We start from the raw sequence: 20,306 nt of genomic DNA on the forward strand, positions 1-20,306 counted from the left end.
TCCCTAATTTGATTTGCCTAAAAATTGACATAAGAGCAGTGCACATGAGTCTTCAAAAATTTGCCACATACAGTCTAATGCTCATTTGTAGCGTGATACTCACCGCGTGTAGTAAGGATAAACCCACAGAGGAACAAATTCCATTTGTGATGGTTGCCCAGCCGAATACTTCCCAAGATGAACTGAAAAGTTATGCAGGAGAAGTTCAGGCGAGACAGCAAACGGCATTGGCTTTCCGTGTTGGAGGACAAATTACTGAACGCTATGTTGATGTAGGGGATCGAGTCAAAGTCGGGCAAGTCTTAGCAAAATTAGATGTGAAAGATGCTCAACTGCAGTTAAATGCTTCAAAAGCTCAGTTAGAAAGCGCGCAATCTGCAGCCAAAATTGCCGAAGAAGAATACAAACGCTTTAAGCAGTTATTACCTATTAATGCGGTGAGTCGTTCGCAATATGATGCCGTAGAAAATCAATATAAATCGGCTATGTCCAATTTAAAACAAGCACAATCAAATTATGCAGTGAGTAGTAATCAGACGGGATATAACCAACTCATTGCCAATAAAAATGGCGTCATCACTGAGCGTAGTATTGAAGTTGGTCAAGTGATCGCAGCAGGGCAGGCAGCATATCAACTGGCGATAGATGGTGATCGTGAAGTGGTGATTGGTGTGCCAGAACAAGCAGTATCAGAAATTAAAACAGGTCAAAAAGCTTGGGTTACGCTATGGTCAAAACCAGAGGAGCGTTTCGCCGCATATGTGCGTGAAATTTCACCTGCTGCCGACCAATCTAGAACATTTAGTGTCAAAGTTGCTTTGACTGAAGGGCGTTCAACAATTCAACTTGGACAAAGTGCGCGAGTATTTTTTTCAAATACCAGTTCAAATGTGATTAATGTTCCTTTGACCAGTGTATCTGCAACAGAAGATCAGCCTTATGTTTGGGTTGTGAATCCAGATCACAGTATCCGTAAGGTGAATGTTCAAATAGGTGCTTATGGTCGTGATACGGTACCTGTGACTCAAGGTTTAAAAGCTTCTGATTGGGTCGTGGTTGGCGGTGTACACTTACTGCGAGATAAACAAAAAATTAATCCGATTGACCGTCAAAACCGTGCAGTGAATGTGAAAGCAGGACAAGTTGGAGCGAAAATATGAACTTTAACTTGTCAGAATGGGCGTTAAAAAATAAGGGACTGATCCTTTATTTCATGATTTTGATGGGAATATTGGGTGTTTATTCCTACTCAAAACTATCACAAAGTGAAGACCCTCCATTTAGTTTCAAAGTAATGGTCGTTCAAACCTATTGGCCAGGTGCGACAGCGGAAGAAGTTTCATTACAAGTAACTGATCGCATTGAAAAAGAATTAATGAGTACGGGGCTCTATGATCGTATTGCAGCCTATTCTCGTCCTGGTGAATCAATGGTGACCTTTGTTGCCAAAGACTCGCTGCGTTCTCATGAATTACCGAATGTTTGGTATCAGGTTAGAAAAAAAATTGGAGATATCAAACACCAACTTCCTAGCGGTGTTCAAGGTCCATTCTTTAACGATGAATTTGGTGACACCTTTGGGAATATTTATGTCTTAACGGGTGATGATTTTGATTATGCCGTGATGAAGGAATATGCCGATCGCTTACAGCTGCAACTACAACGTGTACAAGATGTTGGTAAGGTTGATTTAGTTGGCTTGCAAGATCAAAAAATTTGGATAGAAATTTCAAATACGAAAACCGCTCAATTGGGTATTCCAGTTTCTGCAATTCAAGAAGCACTACAAAAACAAAATACCATGGCGAGCGCAGGTTTCTTTGAAACAAGCTCAGATCGTATTCAAGTGCGTGTCAGCGGACAATTGAAATCAGTCGAAGATCTCAAGAACATGCCATTACTGGTTGGTGATAAGACCATTCAATTGGGCGATGTGGCTGAGGTTTACCGTGGCTTTAGTGAGCCAGCTCAACCACGTATGCGCTTTATGGGCAAAAATGGTATTGGTATTGCGGTGTCTATGCGTAAGGGTGGTGACATCATTGCGCTAGGGAAAAATCTAGAAAAGACCTTTAATGATCTACAACAAACTTTACCTTTAGGGATGGAACTTAAAAAAGTTTCAGATCAGCCTGTAGCGGTGCAACGCAGTATTCACGAATTTATCAAAGTGCTCGCAGAGGCCGTGATTATTGTCTTATTGGTCAGCTTCTTCTCTTTAGGTTTCCGTACAGGATTAGTGGTCGCTTTCTCTATTCCCTTGGTCTTGTCAATGACGTTCGCAGGCATGAATTTCTTTGATGTTGGACTGCACAAGATTTCTTTAGGCGCGTTAATTTTAGCACTTGGACTTTTGGTTGATGACGCCATCATTGCAGTTGAAATGATGGCCATTAAAATGGAACAAGGATATAGCAGATTAAAAGCCGCAGGTTTTGCTTGGAAGTCGACCGCATTTCCAATGTTAACGGGGACGCTGATCACTGCAGCTGGATTCTTGCCGATTGCCACTGCTGCGTCGAGCACAGGTGAATATACTCGCTCAATCTTCCAAGTTGTAACCATTGCTTTAGTGGTGTCATGGTTTGCAGCGGTACTATTTGTTCCTTATTTAGGTGACAAATTACTGCCTGATTTTAATCAAATGAATCAGAAAGCTCCGTGGTATCAACGCTTATGGGCAAGATTACGTCAACAACCAGAGCCACAACCCGTCGTTCAACACCATGGTGAGCATCACGATCCATATCAAACTAAGATGTATCAAAAATTTAGATCTTGGGTTGAGTTATGTATTACTTATCGTAAAACCGTCATTGCTGCGACGGTTGCGATATTTGTATTGTCAATTTTGATGTTTAAATTTGTTCCACAACAATTTTTCCCACCATCAAACCGTGCTGAAATATTAGTGGATCTAAAACTAGAGGAAGGTGCTTCTCTAACAGCGACAGAAAATGCGGTTAAAAAAGTAGAAAAATTCTTGTCGACTCAAAAAGGGATCGATAATTACGTCGCTTATGTTGGTACAGGTTCTCCACGTTTCTATTTACCACTTGATCAACAATTGCCTCAGGCGAGTTTTGCACAATTTGTGGTTTTGGCTTCCTCATTAGATGAGCGAGATGAGATTAGAAAGAATCTGAGTGAAGAAATTAGTAAGTTATTGCCTGAAGTACGGACACGTGTATCGCTATTGGAAAATGGGCCACCAGTCGGTTATCCAATTCAATACCGTGTTTCTGGTGAAGATTTAAATACTGTTCGCCAACGAGCACAATTAGTGTCACAAGCAATCAGTGAAAATCCAAATACCGCCAATGTTCATTTAGATTGGGGTGAGCCGAGTAAAATTATTTCACTTGAAATTGATCAAGATCGTGCGCGTCAGTTAGGCGTATCTAGCTTAGATTTGGCGAATTTCTTAAATAGTTCAATAACAGGCGCTGCGATTAATCAGTATCGTGAGAAACGGGAGTTAATTGATATTCGTTTACGTGGCGATCAAGCGGAACGTGTTGATGTAGCATCGTTACAAAGTCTCGCTGTACCGACGAGTCAAGGTACAACAGTTCCATTGGCACAGATTGCGAATATTCAATATAAGTTTGAAGATGGTCTGATTTGGCATCGTAACCGTTTGCCGACGATTACTGTACGCGCAGATATTCGGACTAAACTCCAACCAGCTACTGTGGTTGGTGAATTAACTGAATCTATTGAGAAAATTCGTGCCGAACTTCCAAGTGGTTATCTGGTAGAAGTGGGAGGCACTGTGGAGGAATCTGCACGTGGGCAAACTTCAGTAAATGCTGGCATGCCGTTATTTTTGGCTGTGGTCTTTACCTTGCTCATGATTCAGCTCAAGAGTATTTCACGTTCGTTTATTGTTTTCTTGACCGCGCCTTTGGGTTTAATTGGCGTGGTATTGTTCCTGTTAATATTCAATAAGCCTTTCGGGTTTGTGGCGATGCTAGGTACCATTGCTTTATCTGGAATGATTATGCGTAATTCGCTTATCTTGATTGATCAGATCGAGCAAGATATCAAAGCGGGTCATTCTCAATGGGAAGCGATTTTAGAAGCGACAGTACGCCGTGCCCGTCCAATTATTTTGACTGCATTGGCTGCTGTGTTGGCGATGATTCCGCTTTCACGCAGTATCTTCTTTGGTCCAATGGCGGTAGCAATTATGGGTGGACTCATTATCGCAACATTATTAACGCTGTTCTTCTTGCCAGCACTCTATGCGGCATGGTTTAAAGTAAAAAAAGAGTCAAAAACCGCGTAGTTTTATGTGAATACTAGGTGCGAAGCATTGAAAAATTCAATATAGTAGTCCCTAGTTTTTAACACAAAATAACACAGTGGGCTGAGTACATAAAAAAACTGAATGTGCACTCGGTTGAGGTATAAAAAAGCATCCATGGGGCGAGACAATTTAACAAGACATCGTCGATTAATTACGATGTCTTATGTATTCATGTTTCTTGCATTGTTCACTGGTATCAGTGCTGCAATCGCCTATTTTTTAGCGCAAAAAGTGGCTCAAGCGCAAGACGCTGAAGTCTGGATCCATGCTCAAGCATTATGGATTGCACGAAATGTTGTGCTATTTATGATGATGGCCGCATTTGCTGCTCTTTGGTTTATTCCTGCCTGCTTTATCTATTGGGATAGTGTGTTATGGGTGAAAGGGTGTACGGTGATTGGTGTCATTTTTACCACAATTGCATGGCTATTTCTCCTAAATGCATGGCTTAAAGGCTTAGTGAAATATCTCCAGAAAAAAGCCGCTTTTTAAAATAATGATTTAATTTACTTGTAATCTCGGAATATAACCCCAACATATTCCGCAGAGAAGTCATATCAAATTTTTTTGTGGAGCATCGCCAGACATGGCTAAACGTGATTATTATGAGGTTTTAGGGGTTTCTAAAACAGCTAGTGATGATGAAATTAAAAAAGCCTACCGTAAGTTGGCGATGAAATATCATCCAGACCGTAACCCTGATAATGCTGAAGCAGAAGAAAAATTCAAAGAAGCTGCTGAAGCGTATGAAGTTTTATCTGATAGTGAAAAACGCAGCATGTATGACCGCATGGGACATAATGCGTTTGAAGGCGGCTTCGGTGGCGGAGGCGGTGGTTTCGGTGGCGGTTTTAGCGCTGAAGACATTTTTAGTCAGTTTGGTGACATTTTCGGTGGTGCGTTTGGTGGAGGCGGTCGCCAACAGCGTCAAAGACGTGGTTCAGACTTACGTTATGTGCTTGAGCTCAGCTTAGAAGAAGCTGTACGTGGCGTAAAGAAAACAATTACTTTTACTGCGCCAGCACCATGTGAAGTGTGTGATGGTAAAGGTTCTAAAAATCCGAATGATGTTGAAACTTGTAAGACTTGTCACGGAGCTGGTCAAGTCCGCATGCAGCAAGGTTTCTTCTCAGTTCAGCAAACGTGTAGCACATGTCGTGGTCAAGGTAAGATTATTAAAAATCCTTGTGGCACTTGTCATGGTTCAGGTGTTAAAGATCGTCAACAAACACTTGAAGTTACCATTCCTGCAGGCGTGGATAATGGCGATCGCGTTCGTTTAACTGGAAAAGGTGAAGCGATTCGTGATGGTCAGTCAGGTGATCTATACGTAGAAGTTAATGTTCGTGAACATGAAATCTTCCAACGTGATGGCGCGGACTTGTATATGGATGTGCCGATTAGTATCGCTGATGCTGCATTGGGTAAAGAAATTGAGATTCCAACCCTTGATGGTCGTGTGAACTTGAAAGTACCTGAGGGAACTCAAACTGGTAAAATGTTCCGTCTACGTGGCAAGGGTGTAAAACCAGTACGCACAAGTATGCAAGGTGATTTACTTTGCCGTATCGTGATTGAAACACCAGTCAACTTAACTGCACGTCAACGTGAACTTTTAAAAGAGTTACAAGAATCTTTAGATGGTGCGGACAGTAAATCTTCACCTAAAAAGAAATCATTCTTCGATCGTTTATTTGACTGATCAGAATGAAATAAAAGCCCGACATTATTGTCGGGTTTTTATTAAGTTATAAATACTTAAGACGCTTAAAGCAAAGTAAGTGATACTACCATTAGATAATTTCTTAGTTTATGGGTGTATTCAAAAGTTGTTGAGACTTATTTGTTTAAGCTTTTTAAAATCTAAAGGTAAATTTTTTAATAGGTTTTGTTAGAACTATAATTTAAAAAAAGAGGATCTGACGATCCTCATCATGTAATTTTGAAAAAACTAATCCTGAGCATCAATACTCTGACCATTCATACCTATACTGTCTTCGCCCATTAAATATAAATAAGCTGGCATGATTTGTTCAGGCGTTGCCAATACTTTCGGATCTTCATCAGGATATGCTTTAGCACGCATAGCTGTTCGTGTTGCACCAGGATTAATGCAGTTATAACGGATATTTGGATAGACATTTTCTTTTGCAAAAATTTGACTGACCGCTTCAATGGCAATTTTTGAAACTGAGTATGCGCCCCATTTCGCACGTGCTTCACGACCGACACCTGAGCTTGCAAAAACAACAGAGGCATTTTGAGATTTTTCTAATAATGGAAGTAAATGTTGAGTAAGAACAAAAGGTGCTCTTAAATTTACAGCCATTACATCATCCCACACTTCAGCAGGGTAGTGGGCCAATTCAACGCGCTCACCTAAAATCCCAGCATTGTGCAAAATCCCATCTAAACGACCAAATTGTTGGTCAAGCGTTTCCACAAGACGTTCGTAATCATATGCTGTTGCAGTAGAAAGTTGCAGTGGCAAAATTGCAGGTTGAGGAGCACCTAAACTTTCAATTTCGTCATAGATCACTTCTAACTTGTTCAGCGTTCTACCATGAAGAACGACGGTCGCACCATGTAAAGCATAGCTCAACGCTGCTGCGCGTCCAATGCCATCACCTGCACCCGTAATTAAAATTACTTTATCTTTCAATAAATCTGGGCGAGGTTGATATTCTGAATATTTCATGTGCGACCTCCTTCATTGTTCTAATTAAGCTGTTTTTTGGTGAGATTCGATCAATTCGATTAAGTGTTGATGTAATTCTTGTACATCATTCACTATACAATCTGCCTGCCAAGAATCTAAGTCATCTTTGTGTTCTAATGGTAAATATCCGTAAGCAGCCAAAATCGTGTACATATTTGCGCTTCGACCTGCATCAATATCACGTGGATGATCACCAACATAAATGCATTGTTCAGCTGGAACATTAATTTGTTGAGCAGCGAGATACATTGGTTCTGGGTCAGGTTTAGTGTGCTTAACATCTTCTGGGCATACGAGAACGGCACAACGTTCAGTTAAGTTTAAGGCTTGAAGTAGTGCCTCACTCAGCCAACGAGGTTTGTTTGTCACAATTCCCCATGGAATATCCCGTTGTTCCAAGTCCTCAATTAAAGGATACATTCCTGCAAAAAGATCTGTATCCACAGCAATATCAGCACCATAGATATCTAGAAAGCGCTGACGATGTGCAAGGAAAATAGGATCATCAACCTGTAATTCAGGATAAACCAATTTCACCATCGCCCGAGCCCCCTCGGAGACCTGAGTTCGGATCAGGGCTGCATCTACGATCTCTCGACCTTCTTCACGACACATTGCTTGAATAATACGAATAAAATCCGCAGCAGTGTCAATTAAAGTCCCATCTAGGTCGAAAAGTACGGCCTTCATTCATTCACCTCATTATGGGTGTAAACCATATAGTTCACATCGACATTTGGGGCTAACCAATAATGTTTAGTTAATGGGTTGTAATGTAAGCCTGTCATATCTTTAAGTTTTAAACCTGCGTTACGAATATCATGCGCTAATTCAGAAGGTTTAATAAATTTATGATAGTCATGAGTTCCTTTTTTCAAAAGACGTAACACATACTCTGCACCGATAATCGCAAATAAATATGATTTTGGATTACGGTTAATTGTGGAGAAGAATACATGACCGTTTGGTTTCACCAGTTTTTGGCATGCTTGAATGATTGACGCTGGATCTGGTACATGTTCCAACATTTCCATACAAGTTACGACATCGTATTGACCAGCTTGTTCTTCAGCCAATTGCTCAACTGGAATTTGACGATATTCGATATTGGTTACGTTTTCTTGTTCTGCATGCAGACGTGCGACATTTAATGGTGCTGCGCCCATATCGATACCGAGGACATCGGCACCACGGCGTGCCATACTTTCAGCCAAAATACCGCCGCCACATCCCACATCTAGGACTTTTTTGCCACTAAGACCACCTGCATGTTCATCAATCCAATTCAATCGTAATGGATTGATTTGATGGAGAGGGCGAAACTCAGAGTGTTGATCCCACCATACTGCAGCAAGTGCTTCAAATTTAGCAATTTCTTGTGGGTCAACATTCAGTTGAGTCATTACAGCCACCTTAGCAAAGTTCGTTTTAATGGGTAGAATTTATATCAGATCTTAGTGTATCGCTAATTCCAAAAAAAGCGATAAATCTTGTAAAAAAGTTCACAGAATCAAAACGATTTTCTCATATTTGTTTTATAGTGAAACCATATGCTAATCAGAATGATTTAGAGGATAAAAACTTAATGAAAAAGGTGGTTTTTAGTGGCGTTGCCGCTGCGGTGCTGATGGCACTTTCAACAGGTGCAATGGCGAACTTTGTTGAAGGCAAAGATTATACGGTCGTGCAAAACCCAGGAAAGGTTGATGTCGCTGGTAAATTGGAAGTACGTGAGTTCTTTTGGTATGGCTGTGGTCATTGCTTTACTTTAGAACCTCATATGCAATCTTGGTTACGTAAAATTCCAAAAGATGTGAATTTTGTCCGTACACCTGCTGCAATGAACAAAGTATGGGAACAGAATGCACGTGGCTACTACGTTTCTGAAGCACTTGGTGTTCGTAAACGTACACATTTGCCTTTATTCCACGCGATCCATGACAAAGGTCAGCAGATTTTTGACCAAAAATCACAAGCGCAATTCTTTACGAAGTATGGTATCCCAGAAGCGAAATTCAATAGTTTATATAATTCTTTCGCAATTACTGCCAAAGTCTCTCAAGCAAATAAATTAGCGCAACAATATCAATTGACGGGTGTGCCAGCTGTTGTAGTAAATGGGAAGTATGTCGTACAAGGTGATAATGGCCGCGTGTTACAAGTGGTTGATTATCTATTGGATAAAGAGCGCAAAGCTAAATAATAAAAAACCCGCATTGAGCGGGTTTTTTTATGCCTCAGTAGTATTCCAATTCAAAATCCCTTTAAAGATTAATCGTATTTGGGTAATGGACTGTTTTTTGAGTACTAATTTTTGTAATTCAAGCTCCATACCTGAATATTGACGACCTAAGCTAATCCAAGACATTGCCCATGTGAAACATAAATTAATTAAAATATTCGACAACATTTTTAGGTCATCAGCATGATGAAAATTTTGTACGATTTCGAATTTTTGTAGGTCATTGGCCAAATCAGAATTTAGAAACTCAATTTCACGAGCAATCGCACGTCTTACCACTTCAGAGCCACCCCAGCGCTCTGCGATCATAAAAATCCAAGGTTGGGTATTTAAATCGATGGCTTCAAAAAAAAGTTCCATGCTAGTTTCGGCTTTAGCATCAGGGTGGGCTAAACCTTGACCGAGCTGATGAAGTACGGTTTTCAAATATAACGCGACTTGATCCACTAACTCTTGGCCTAATTCATCCATATCTTGAAAATGTCGATAAAAGGCTGTTGGCACCAAACCAACCTCACGTGCAACTTCACGCAGACTAATACTGCTAAATGAACGGCCAGATGTGCTTAAGCGCAAAGCGGCATCCAGTAAAGCCTGACGACTTTGTTGTTTACGTTCATCGCGTATAGACATCTTAAAACCTGAGAAGTGAAGTCGAGATGAGTCTATCAAAAAAATATAAAAATTAAACGACGAATGTCAGTGAACATGTGTTGACTCAATTTTAAAATCAATATAGTGTACACATGTTCACTATTAGAACACTTGTTCACTCAATTAAATTGAAATACAAAAGAGGAACGTTTGAGATGAGTAGTTATCTGTCATATCGTCCTGAATGGATTCGAGAAGATTTCGTCGATTTTATCGCTGAAAAAATACATCCCACTTTGGCTTGGAAAAAAGTCAAAGCATCGCTCGTGAGTCGTCAGGCACTTAGTCACGATTTCTATGAGATTCATTTATGTCCAAATCACAATTTCGATTTTCAACAGATTGAGGCAGGGCAAAGTGTTTTAGTGACAGTCGTAATTGCAGGCGTGCGTCTACAACGTAGTTATTCGATTGTGGAAATTTCTGCGACAGGTAATCTGGTGATTGCTGTCCGAGCTCAAGGAGTAGTGTCGAATTGTTTAAGCCAATTGGCGATAGGTTCTGTTGTGGAAATTTCTCAAGCGCAAGGTGAATTTACGCTTGAGCCGACTCAACAGCCAATTGTGTTATTGGCGTCGGGGAGTGGCATTACCGCCATTTATGCATTGCTTACGAAGGCTTTAAACACATTATCTGTACCTATCTATTTGATTTATTTCTGTCGAGATGACGCGTTCCACGTGAAACTACAACAGCTCGCTTCAAAACATGATCATTTTAATTATCACTATTTTAATACAGGCCAACATAAACAATATCTGACATTGGCGTTGTTAGAGCAGTTAATGCCAAGTTTTAGGCAAGCACAGATTTATGCATGCGGTGCAACTTCGATGATGCAAGCTGTAAATCAAATTTGTCATGAAGAGGGGATCAGCAATCAGCTCAAACAAGAGCTTTTTCAAATCCGTGTAGATGAAGAAATTGAAAAACAATCTGTCACGTTTATCCGCAGTCAGAAATCGTTTGAAGCTCAAAAAAGTTTATTGGTGAGTGCTGAAGAGGCTGGATTAAGACCCGCTCATGGATGCCGAATGGGTATTTGTAATGCATGTGTCTGTAACAAAGTGAGTGGCGCTACTAAAAATATGCTCACAGGTGAAATTGAACATGAGCCAAATCGACAAGTTAAATTATGTATTAGTCAGGCAGTAAGCCCTGTTGTGATTAATTTGTAATTTAACGGTATCGTATAAGACTGGAGAAAAATAATGAATATGTCACTTAATACAATATGGCAATCAAAATCTAAACATCTGACCGCTGAGCAAATTGAAGCATTTGGACAACGCGTTGAGCAGATCCGACTCAGTATTATGAATGATTTGGGTGAACAAGATGCCAAATATATTTATAAGATTCGCAACTTTGTTCGCTATAGCGAGATTGGCTCACGTGCATTGCTGATGTTTGGTGGTTGGATTCCACCTGTTTGGTTGGTGGGTACAGGATTACTGGGCGTGTCCAAAATTGTTGAGAATATGGAGCTTGGACATAATGTGATGCATGGTCAATTTGACTGGTTGAATGATCCTAGTTTAAACGGTGCGACATATGACTGGGACACCATTTCAACAGGCGATGACTGGAAATATACCCATAACTATGTACATCACACCTATACCAATATTGTGGGTATGGATCATGATGTAGGTTATGGTCTACTTCGTGTTTCAGCATCTCAAACGTGGGAACCAAGATTTTTGTTTAATATTCCCTTAGCGATTCAATTGATGGTGTTTTTTGAATGGTATGTCGGTGTTCAAAACCTACACTTGGAAGACGCGCTTGTTTATAAAACGAAATCTTGGAAACAAGTGTGGAAAGATGCTGAAAAATTAAGAAAAAAAGTACGACGTCAGGTAGTGAAAGATTATGTCTTTTTCCCCCTTATCGCTGGTCCAAATGCGCTTCCTGTCTTCGTAGGAAATGCAGTTGCAAATGTGATTCGAAGTCTGTGGTCATCTGCAGTGATTTTTAATGGTCATTTTACTGAAGATGCAGAAACATTTGAGATGGATAATACCGAAAACGAAACGCGAGCAGAATGGTATTTACGTCAAATTCGAGGTTCAAGTAACTTTACCGGAACATCATGGCTGCATATTTTGAGTGGTAATTTGAGTCATCAAATCGAGCATCATTTATTCCCTGATATGCCTGCAAATCGCTATGCAGAAGCTGCGCCAAAAATTAAAGCATTATGTGAGGAATATGGCATTCACTATAATGAAGCTAACTTTATGAAACAATTCTGGAGCGTTTGGGTTCGTTTAGCTAAATGTTCTTTACCAAATGATAAAACAGCTAAAATTTCTCAATCTATAAGAAAATTAAGAGGAATATTTGCCTGACTATCACTATTTAGTTTAATTCATTAAAGACGTGAAGCATTAATCAAAGTTTTAAGCTTGGAACGTGAAGAGTCAACAAAAAAGCCCGATTGGTGGGGATCGGGCTTTTGAATCAAATAAAGGTACTTAAATTAAAAAACGGGTATTACGTTAATTGTAAGAAATCTAAAGTTATTCAGAAGACAAAAATATTATTCCAACATCTAGTTGTTCTAACTTACTAGGATCAGAATTAGAAACTTGTTCATGAAGTTTTTCAGAATAATCATATATTTTCGTTCTAAAACCAGGAAATTGAATATAAATATGTGCAGCACTCTTATTCCAATCTTTTAAACTTGGTTTTATCAAATAATATTTTAGTGTTTCAGGAGAAATTTTAAACTTACCTTTGCTATCGGTTGTAATAGAATTATGACTATCTCTAGCTGTATCATATCCAATATAACCATGATAATTGGCAATAGGTTTTTTACTTTCAATACTATATATATAGCCTGTAGTTTCAGGAGTTAAATATAAAGTCTTTTGAGTGCAAGCTACTAAAAAAGTGGATATAAATATTATAAGCAAATGACTAAAAAAAAAATTCATTTTGTAATTCCAGAAATAAATAAAAGCCCAGCTACGTCTTCTTGACTTGATACAGATCGTTCATGAAATAGAGTTATACTATTTCATTGCTTGGTGAATCTTTTGAATATCATCTTGGGAAAGCTTTTTTAGCTGCTCTTCTGGCAGTTCATGCAAAAAATAGGGCTAGTCATGCTAGATCCAATTATTCTAATTTAATAAAGAATAACAAAATACACAGTGAAGAAAAAGTTCAAAATGTAATCACACATTATCAAGAATAGTGATCATTTTACATATGGGCGTTATACGAAGTCTGATCATTTTTTATGTCAATTCAGTTCAAACCAATGCATGTTTTTAAATGCAACAGCAATTTTAAAACACGGACTTATAACAAAGTCAGATGCCATCAATCTGCTATAATGTGCCCAATCTTTTTTTAAGTAAAAATTAGGACGTATTATGCGTATTGACCAGCGTGCATTAGACCAGTTACGTGACGTTAAAATTACTCGAAACTATACACGTTATGCAGAAGGTTCAGTTTTAGTTGAATTTGGTCATACCAAAGTTCTTTGTACTGCCAGTGTTGATAATTCAGTACCGCGCTTCTTGAAAGGAAAAGGCCAAGGTTGGGTGACTGCTGAATATGGCATGTTGCCACGTTCAACCCATACACGCAGTGACCGTGAGGCAGCTCGTGGTAAACAAAGTGGACGTACTCAAGAAATTCAACGCTTAATCGGTCGTAGCTTACGTGCTATGGTGGATTTGAAGAAATTGGGTGAGAACACGATTACAATCGACTGTGATGTTATTCAAGCCGATGGTGGTACACGTACAGCGTCTATTACAGGTGCTGCTGTAGCCTTGATTGATGCTATGAATTCATTACTTGAGAAAAAGAAAATCAAACAAGATCCACTCAAAGGTTTGGTGGCTGCAATTTCTGTTGGTATCTATCAAGACGAAGTACTACTCGACTTATGTTATGAAGAAGATTCAAACTGCCAAACAGACTTGAATGTGGTGATGACTCAGGGGGGGGAGTTTATTGAAATTCAAGGTACTGCAGAAGATAAACCGTTCACGCGTACGCAATGTAACGCAATGCTTGAAATGGCTGAGAAAGGCATTCAAGAGTTAATTCAAAAGCAACAACAAGCACTAGGCTGGTAATTCGCATCTGATAGCATGCGTTAATTGCAAAAAAGCACCTTGATAGAGGTGCTTTTTTTATTTCATAGATTTGCAATTGAAGTTTCATTACAGCGTCACGAAAAAAGCGTATCACTGAGTTCGCATAAAACGAGAAGGATAACTACATGCGAGCTTATTTTTTTATATTCATTCTTACACCGAGTATTTTGTTAACAGCTTGTGGGGGAGATGATGATCACCAAACATCCAAACCGCAACCTTCAGATCCAAGCTGTGAAATCCACTGTGCTCCATAACCATAACAAGAATAAAAATAGGATAAATGTATGAACCGTCGTGACTTTATTTTAAATTCGACCAAGACATTATTGGGTGCATCTGCATTAGCAAGTTTTCCGCTGAGTATTCAAAAAGCTTTAGCAATTGATGCAAAAGTGGAAACTGGCACTATTCAGGATGTGAAACATGTGGTGATTTTGACTCAAGAAAATCGTTCTTTTGATAACTATTTTGGAACATTCAAAGGAGTACGTGGTTTTGGTGATCGATTCACCATTCCATTGAGTGGTAAAAGAGCGGTGTGGGAACAGTATGACGCCAACAAAAATAAAATTTTGCCTTATCACCTAGACAGTTCATTGGGCAATGCTCAACGTGTTTCGGGCACACCTCATTCATGGAAGGATGGTCAAGCTGCTTGGGATTGTGGGCGTATGGGCAATTGGGTGGAACATAAACAACCTCAATCCATGGGTTATTTTAAGAAACAAGAGCTCGAGTTCCAGTTTGCACTAGCGGAAGCATTTACTTTATGTGATGCCTATCATTGCGCTATGCACGCGGGAACTAATCCCAATCGTAAATTTATTTGGACAGGGACCAATGGGCCAACTGCTGCAGGTGTCGCGAGTGTAGTCAACGAGTTTGATAGTATTGGCTCATCAATGATCGGTTACGACTGGACCACGTATCCTGAACGCTTACAGCAGGCTGGGATCAGTTGGAAGGTTTATCAAAATATGCCCGATAATTTTACGGATAATCCTTTGGCTGGATTTAAGCAATATCGCAAAGCCAATGAATTATCTGGTCAGCCAGTTAGCCATGCCAATATTTTGTCACCTGAATATGATGAGCGTATTGATCAACGACAACCTCTCTATAAGGGTATTGCCAATACGATGCCTAAGGACGGCGGTTTATTAGGACAATTTAAACAAGATATCTTAGAGGGTAAATTGCCACAGGTGAGCTGGGTGGTCGCACCGGCAGCGTATAGTGAACATCCGGGACCATCAAGTCCTGTTCAAGGCGCGTGGTACATTCAAGAACTGTTAAACACTTTAACGGCAGATCCAGAGTTATGGAGTCAGACGGTTTTACTGGTCAATTTTGATGAAAATGATGGTTTCTTTGATCATGTACCATCGCCATCTGCACCATCAAGAGAAATCAATGAAGCAGGTGATATCGTTAAAGTTCATGGTAAAACCACGTTATCAGAACAAGAGATATCATATGAATATTTCAATCACCCACGTGTATCAGGTTCGATAGCACAGCCTGAATTAAAATTTAAAAATGGTAAGAATGAAAACTTCTGGCATGGTGTGTATGGTCCAGGAGTACGTGTTCCTATGTATATCATTTCACCATGGAGTCGTGGGGGATGGGTCAACTCTCAGGTATTTGATCATACTTCAATTATTCAATTTCTCGAGCAACGTTTTGGCGTGCAAGAGCCTAATATTAGCCCTTATCGTAGAGCGGTCTGTGGTGACCTTACGTCGGCGTTTGACTTTAAGACACCTAACTTTAATGTTCTGCCAACACTCCATGGGCAAAGAACAAAACAAGAAGCTGACAATACGCGTCGTTCGCAAGAGCAACTTAGTAAGGTTCCAGTCCCAGCAAATCAACAATTTCCTCTGCAAGAAACTGGAATACGTCATTCTCGAGCATTACCTTATTTATTACATACCAGCGCGCGCGTACAGGTTGCAACCCGAAATATTCAACTGATTTTCGCAAATGGTGGGGAACAAGGTGCGGTTTTCCATGTCTATGACAAACTAGATTTAAATGCTATTCCTCGACGTTTTATGGTGGAGGCAGGGAAACAGCTTGAGAATGTTTGGGAGCTAGTAGATGATCAATATGATCTTTGGGTACTTGGACCAAACGGTTATCATCGAGCATTTAAAGGAAATCTTCACCATCAAATTGAAAGAGATCATTTGCCAGAAATTCGAATTTGCTATGAAGCTTGTAAACCTAAAATAATTTTAAAAATACGGCATGATGGTGCTGAAGCCGTGGAGATGATGGTCAAGGACAATGCGTACTACAATCAAAAAATGTGGACTGTCAAAACTCAAGCGAATGAGGCTGAACTTCATCTCGATTTAACGGAGTCTTGGGGATGGTACGATTTTAATGTTGTGATCGCCCAACAGCAGGGAGAGCAGGCTTATGAACGTCGATTTGCTGGACGTATTGAAACAGGGCAGCATACATGTACTGATCCTATGATGGGATTATTGAAAGCTAAATCTTAAACACGAAGTAAAAAAGCCGTGAATGTTCACGGCTTTTTTCAGAATTGAAAAATTCAGGTATTAAGACAGTTGAAATGAATTAGAGATCCAACCCTTCGGAAGTTGAGGCATTATAAGCTCCTCAGGGCGATTTGGATCTTCATCCAGTTGTTTACCACCATAAATGACATCATTGATCTGTCCATTTTGATTTTGATAGGTTAACCAAGGATAGGTTTTACCAAACCCAACAGGATCTTGGGTGTAATCACAAACACCATCTGGAAAAACTTTTTGTAATCGAGTCCATTGCTCATCTGTAAAGTTAATATTGGGGTAAAGACGACGTGTGAGTGGTTGTAGTTTACATTTATTGGCGTAGGTACTAATTTGATCACCTGCTACCATTCGCGGTGTTTTATAGACCGGTACACGAAGGTTATTGCAGAACCCAGATCTTCGAATCGTTCCTAATGTGATACATGAGTCGTTAAGATTTACTTTATTGCGAGTGAGTTTCTGTGGCAGAGGTAAATTGCTTGTATCATTTTTTACGCGATCCAACCATTGGTTCATATCATCGAAACTGATTTCTAAACATTTAAGATCGCCAATCATAATGGTATCACCTCCATAAAGAAGCTGATTGTTATGATGTCCGTGTGCTTTGTCTAAACGTGCTCTAATCGCGAATGCTCGGTAAGCATCATGGAAGATCGCTGGATCTGGACCACGACAATCAATAATCGCCACTTGATCTAAATTATTGGCAACATTGATTAAACCAGTTCGATAAGCATTTTTTAAACCTTGCTCCGTGGCATATAACCGTTCGGGAATTGGATTAATATCAATATCAACTCCACCGAGGCGTTCATTTAATAAAACAAATTTTTCAGCATTAATCACACCATCAAATAAGGTTTGAAGCCCGTATTGCACACCGACATTATCAATTGGCAGGTTTGCAAACCCGACATTGCGTTGATTTTCGACGGGACTCCAAATTTGTCTAAGCTGTTGTGTATTTGGATCAACTTCAGTTGGATTTCTGAGACCCAACAAATTTACAGCAGCCTCTTGAATTGAACAGCGTATCCCATTCGGATTTGAGGTAGCATTGTACAGTTGTGTTTCTGATATTCCGCTACAAATTGTATTTGGTCGAGCAACATCGAATTGCGCAAGTTCACTGACATAACCATTAATCTCAGAAATATGACCTTGAATATGGTTAATTTGATGAGGGAGGAAAGAGCGGCCTTCTGCTGTTTTAAAATAATTGATCATAATATGATAATCAGCAAACTGAGACGCTGTACTCCATGCATCAGGGAAGGAGCACGTTACTAACAAACCTTGGTATACACCTGGATAAGCGTTAGCTACCCATTGAGATGCGAGCGCGCCACCTGAACAGCCTTGTCCAATCGTGTAGTCTAAAGTGCCGTATTGTTCGATAAAACGTTCTTTGGCCATAATGATTGATTCAGCTTGAACCGCCAAATTACAGTTATGTCCACTGTTGGATAGCGCCGTAGACATGACGCCATAACCTTTGCCTAAAGCCTTGATGGTAATATCTGGCAAAATAGAAGTTGATGTCGCAACCACGGTAGGCGCGGTTGCAGACTGATAATCATTACCGCAACTTTGCCCATGGGTTACTAACAGCTTATTATTAAATTGGGGCTGTGGATTCAGCGCAGTCCAAGGCTGATTAGGATTAAACAATACAGCAAACCGATATTCATCACGATTTTGATAGCCGACCTCCTCTCGAATGATAAATGGCACTTCTACACCTGTATCGGTCTTAATTTTGGAAATCAGGCCCGCCGAAGGTGGTTTCTCAGGATTATAGGTTTGTAAAGTTCCGACCAAATTCCGATAGTAGTAATTATATTGAACAGGTTTACGACAAAATAAATCAGTCGAGCCGTTGGTACAGGTCCATGGATTAATTTGAGGTCCAGATAAAAGAGGGCCTGTGGTACTGAAATTTTTTAAATATAAATTTTGAATTTCATTTGGTGTTTCAATTTTAAGTAGATTTTCCCCTAACTGTAATCCATCTAATAGCACTCTATTCTGAGCATTAGAAAAGCGAGATTTGATGTCCTGTCCATTTAAATGAATGCTTATATTTGAGTCATTAAAATTAATCGATGGGTCTAATTCGATCAATACATCATTATCTGTCACAAGATCGGGGCGAGTTGATAAAACAGTCACGAATTCTTTTTCAAGTTTATTCGTTGGATTGTCAGGATCAGTTGGATTGGTCGGAGTTGGCTGTGATCCATTACCACCGCCTGAATTCCCCCCAGATTCGCTGGAGCTTTTACAACCGACGAGTAAGCTGCTACTAATCGCGACGCTTAAAAGCGTATAGATCATTTGCGTTTTCATGTGATTTCCCTAATGTACAACATGGTGGATGCAATCGATCCGATGACTGCATTTCTTTTTATTTATTCACTGACATTCAGCATGGTCTATGCGTTGACACCCTCCTATTATTTAGACAATGCGAACTCATGGTTTAATTGTATTTATTGGCTTCACTATGAATGAAAATTAGGCAGCATTCCATGACAGAAAATTGAATAATTGTAAAATTAAGGCGAATAAATAGTTGAAATTTAATGATTTAATTTGCATTCTATGGATTTAGCATGATTTTGATTAAAAAATAATCTTAAAGCGTGGAAGGTATCAACTAGGACCATATAAATTCAAATTTTTTTGTATTCTTGCGATAAAGTTAATGTAGCATCACAGTTTTAAGCAAATAAAAAAAGGAGCAAAGCCCCTTTTTTATTGAGAGATAGGATTGAATCAATTAAGCGTTAAAGCGCATAGATAAATCGATGGCTTTGACATCTTTAGTCAGTACACCCATGGAAATAAAGTCGACGCCTGAAGTAGCAACTTCACGTAAGTTCTCGATGGTAATATTACCTGAAGCTTCTAATTTACAACGACCAGCCACATGCTTGACTGCATCAATCATTTGTTGTTGGCTGAAATTATCTAACATAACGATATCCGCACCAGCATCTAAAGCTTGGTTTAACTCATCCCAAGTTTCAACTTCGACTTCCACAGGTTTACCTGGTGCAATGGCATGCGCTTTGTCGATTGCTTGCTGAATACCACCTGCAGCCATAATATGGTTTTCTTTAATTAAAAAAGCATCGAATAAACCTAAACGATGGTTTTGACCACCACCTACACCCACCGCATATTTTTGCGCAATACGTAAGCCTGGTAATGTTTTACGTGTATCCAGTAGTTTGGTATTTAAACCTTCTAAATGTTTCACATATTCAGCCGTTTTTGTAGCAACAGCAGAAAGGGTTTGTACAAAATTAAGTGCTGGGCGTTCAACGGTTAACAGACTGCGTGCTGAGCCTGCAAGTTTTAAAAATACCTCATTGGCTTGAACTTGATCGCCATCTTGCTTTAACCAAATCACATCAACGCTTGGATCATAGGCTTTAATTAAAGCATTCACCCACGGTTGCCCTGCAAGAATCATCGTTTCGCGACTGATAATGGTTGCTGTTGCTTGTTCATCTTCAGGTGTCAGCAATGCGGTGATATCACGCTCACCAATATCCTCTTGCAATGCTTGTTGGATATTGATTTGAATTGATTGTTCAAGCAAAGATTGCGGTATGCTCATAAAATCCCTATTGTAGGCACCAGAAAAATGAGCAATATATTACCATTGCACCTCAAGTAA

The 20,306-nt window shown here is 39.7% G+C and carries 16 protein-coding genes; 9 read left to right on the forward strand and 7 right to left on the reverse strand.

Features of this window, described 5'->3' with window-relative positions:
* The first annotated feature begins 44 nt into the window (after nt 1-44).
* From AC1M9J_RS11570 to dnaJ, 4 genes are all read left to right on the forward strand, one after another.
* Nucleotides 45-1,160, forward strand: a complete 1,116-nt coding sequence (locus tag AC1M9J_RS11570) for an efflux RND transporter periplasmic adaptor subunit (RefSeq protein ID WP_481596478.1) — start codon at nt 45-47, stop codon at nt 1,158-1,160.
* Nucleotides 1,157-4,291 (forward strand): efflux RND transporter permease subunit, encoded by a 3,135-nt coding sequence (locus tag AC1M9J_RS11575; RefSeq protein ID WP_481952351.1) that lies wholly within the window; start codon nt 1,157-1,159, stop codon nt 4,289-4,291. Before AC1M9J_RS11570 ends, AC1M9J_RS11575 begins: the two co-directional genes overlap by 4 nt.
* 135 nt (nt 4,292-4,426) lie before the next feature.
* A complete protein-coding gene (locus AC1M9J_RS11580; protein ID WP_035268802.1) occupies nt 4,427-4,804 on the forward strand; it encodes a hypothetical protein in 378 nt (125 codons plus the stop codon).
* 94 nt (nt 4,805-4,898) lie between these two features.
* Nucleotides 4,899-6,014, forward strand: a complete 1,116-nt coding sequence (gene dnaJ, locus AC1M9J_RS11585; protein ID WP_035268804.1) for a molecular chaperone DnaJ — start codon at nt 4,899-4,901, stop codon at nt 6,012-6,014.
* A gap of 249 nt (nt 6,015-6,263) precedes the next feature.
* Here dnaJ and AC1M9J_RS11590 read toward each other — a convergent pair whose 3' ends face one another.
* The 3 genes from AC1M9J_RS11590 to ubiG are packed head-to-tail and all read right to left on the reverse strand — an operon-like array spanning nt 6,264 to nt 8,434.
* Nucleotides 6,264-7,010 carry a YciK family oxidoreductase gene (locus AC1M9J_RS11590; protein ID WP_035268812.1) on the reverse strand — a complete coding sequence of 249 codons (747 nt, stop codon included), beginning with the start codon at nt 7,008-7,010 and terminating at the stop codon, nt 6,264-6,266.
* Between the two features lie 24 nt (nt 7,011-7,034).
* Complete coding sequence (locus tag AC1M9J_RS11595; protein ID WP_035268813.1) at nt 7,035-7,721, reverse strand: HAD family hydrolase; 687 nt, start codon at nt 7,719-7,721, stop codon at nt 7,035-7,037.
* Nucleotides 7,718-8,434 carry a bifunctional 2-polyprenyl-6-hydroxyphenol methylase/3-demethylubiquinol 3-O-methyltransferase UbiG gene (ubiG, locus tag AC1M9J_RS11600; RefSeq protein ID WP_035268814.1) on the reverse strand — a complete coding sequence of 239 codons (717 nt, stop codon included), beginning with the start codon at nt 8,432-8,434 and terminating at the stop codon, nt 7,718-7,720. Before ubiG ends, AC1M9J_RS11595 begins: the two co-directional genes overlap by 4 nt.
* 182 nt (nt 8,435-8,616) lie before the next feature.
* Here ubiG and AC1M9J_RS11605 point away from each other — a divergent pair, with 182 nt between their 5' ends.
* Entirely contained in the window at nt 8,617-9,234 is a 618-nt protein-coding gene (locus tag AC1M9J_RS11605; RefSeq protein ID WP_180000355.1) for a thiol:disulfide interchange protein DsbA/DsbL, read from the forward strand.
* A 27-nt stretch (nt 9,235-9,261) separates the two neighbouring features.
* Here AC1M9J_RS11605 and AC1M9J_RS11610 read toward each other — a convergent pair whose 3' ends face one another.
* Nucleotides 9,262-9,906, reverse strand: coding sequence for a TetR family transcriptional regulator (locus tag AC1M9J_RS11610; protein ID WP_180028924.1), 645 nt, complete (start codon nt 9,904-9,906; stop codon nt 9,262-9,264).
* Between the two features lie 176 nt (nt 9,907-10,082).
* Here AC1M9J_RS11610 and AC1M9J_RS11615 point away from each other — a divergent pair, with 176 nt between their 5' ends.
* Together AC1M9J_RS11615 and AC1M9J_RS11620 are read left to right on the forward strand one after the other, a co-directional pair.
* The gene (locus AC1M9J_RS11615) at nt 10,083-11,105 is read left to right on the forward strand and encodes a flavin reductase family protein (protein WP_481952352.1); all 1,023 of its coding nucleotides are present in this window, start codon (nt 10,083-10,085) and stop codon (nt 11,103-11,105) included.
* Nucleotides 11,106-11,138: 33 nt separating this feature from the next.
* The gene (locus AC1M9J_RS11620; RefSeq protein WP_481952353.1) at nt 11,139-12,281 is read left to right on the forward strand and encodes a fatty acid desaturase family protein; all 1,143 of its coding nucleotides are present in this window, start codon (nt 11,139-11,141) and stop codon (nt 12,279-12,281) included.
* A gap of 171 nt (nt 12,282-12,452) precedes the next feature.
* Here AC1M9J_RS11620 and AC1M9J_RS11625 read toward each other — a convergent pair whose 3' ends face one another.
* Nucleotides 12,453-12,875, reverse strand: coding sequence for a hypothetical protein (locus tag AC1M9J_RS11625; RefSeq protein ID WP_481614249.1), 423 nt, complete (start codon nt 12,873-12,875; stop codon nt 12,453-12,455).
* Between the two features lie 444 nt (nt 12,876-13,319).
* On the opposite strand from AC1M9J_RS11625, the gene rph reads away from it, so the two are divergent.
* Complete coding sequence (gene rph, locus AC1M9J_RS11630; protein WP_481592138.1) at nt 13,320-14,036, forward strand: ribonuclease PH; 717 nt, start codon at nt 13,320-13,322, stop codon at nt 14,034-14,036.
* A 308-nt stretch (nt 14,037-14,344) separates the two neighbouring features.
* Nucleotides 14,345-16,576 carry a phosphocholine-specific phospholipase C gene (locus AC1M9J_RS11635; protein ID WP_481952354.1) on the forward strand — a complete coding sequence of 744 codons (2,232 nt, stop codon included), beginning with the start codon at nt 14,345-14,347 and terminating at the stop codon, nt 16,574-16,576.
* A 60-nt stretch (nt 16,577-16,636) separates the two neighbouring features.
* Here the strand turns inward: AC1M9J_RS11635 and AC1M9J_RS11640 are convergent, their stop codons facing one another.
* Nucleotides 16,637-18,967 (reverse strand): DUF6351 family protein, encoded by a 2,331-nt coding sequence (locus AC1M9J_RS11640; protein WP_481952355.1) that lies wholly within the window; start codon nt 18,965-18,967, stop codon nt 16,637-16,639.
* A gap of 433 nt (nt 18,968-19,400) precedes the next feature.
* Nucleotides 19,401-20,246 carry a carboxylating nicotinate-nucleotide diphosphorylase gene (gene nadC, locus AC1M9J_RS11645; RefSeq protein ID WP_481952356.1) on the reverse strand — a complete coding sequence of 282 codons (846 nt, stop codon included), beginning with the start codon at nt 20,244-20,246 and terminating at the stop codon, nt 19,401-19,403.
* Nucleotides 20,247-20,306: the final 60 nt, after the last annotated feature.

The organism is Acinetobacter sp. ANC_7588 (assembly GCF_056783995.1).

Excerpts from the sequence above, each read along its gene's own strand:
- AC1M9J_RS11635 (WP_481952354.1), top strand. The coding sequence starts at position 14,345 with ATGAACCGTCGTGACTTTATTTTAAATTCGACCAAGACATTATTGGGT.
- ubiG (WP_035268814.1), bottom strand. The coding sequence starts at position 8,434 with ATGACTCAACTGAATGTTGACCCACAAGAAATTGCTAAATTTGAAGCA.
- AC1M9J_RS11595 (WP_035268813.1), bottom strand. The coding sequence starts at position 7,721 with ATGAAGGCCGTACTTTTCGACCTAGATGGGACTTTAATTGACACTGCT.
- AC1M9J_RS11580 (WP_035268802.1), top strand. The coding sequence starts at position 4,427 with ATGGGGCGAGACAATTTAACAAGACATCGTCGATTAATTACGATGTCT.
- AC1M9J_RS11620 (WP_481952353.1), top strand. The coding sequence starts at position 11,139 with ATGAATATGTCACTTAATACAATATGGCAATCAAAATCTAAACATCTG.
- AC1M9J_RS11615 (WP_481952352.1), top strand. The coding sequence starts at position 10,083 with ATGAGTAGTTATCTGTCATATCGTCCTGAATGGATTCGAGAAGATTTC.
- AC1M9J_RS11570 (WP_481596478.1), top strand. The coding sequence starts at position 45 with ATGAGTCTTCAAAAATTTGCCACATACAGTCTAATGCTCATTTGTAGC.
- dnaJ (WP_035268804.1), top strand. The coding sequence starts at position 4,899 with ATGGCTAAACGTGATTATTATGAGGTTTTAGGGGTTTCTAAAACAGCT.
- AC1M9J_RS11575 (WP_481952351.1), top strand. The coding sequence starts at position 1,157 with ATGAACTTTAACTTGTCAGAATGGGCGTTAAAAAATAAGGGACTGATC.
- AC1M9J_RS11625 (WP_481614249.1), bottom strand. The coding sequence starts at position 12,875 with ATGAATTTTTTTTTTAGTCATTTGCTTATAATATTTATATCCACTTTT.
- AC1M9J_RS11605 (WP_180000355.1), top strand. The coding sequence starts at position 8,617 with ATGAAAAAGGTGGTTTTTAGTGGCGTTGCCGCTGCGGTGCTGATGGCA.
- AC1M9J_RS11610 (WP_180028924.1), bottom strand. The coding sequence starts at position 9,906 with ATGTCTATACGCGATGAACGTAAACAACAAAGTCGTCAGGCTTTACTG.
- AC1M9J_RS11640 (WP_481952355.1), bottom strand. The coding sequence starts at position 18,967 with ATGAAAACGCAAATGATCTATACGCTTTTAAGCGTCGCGATTAGTAGC.
- nadC (WP_481952356.1), bottom strand. The coding sequence starts at position 20,246 with ATGAGCATACCGCAATCTTTGCTTGAACAATCAATTCAAATCAATATC.
- AC1M9J_RS11590 (WP_035268812.1), bottom strand. The coding sequence starts at position 7,010 with ATGAAATATTCAGAATATCAACCTCGCCCAGATTTATTGAAAGATAAA.
- rph (WP_481592138.1), top strand. The coding sequence starts at position 13,320 with ATGCGTATTGACCAGCGTGCATTAGACCAGTTACGTGACGTTAAAATT.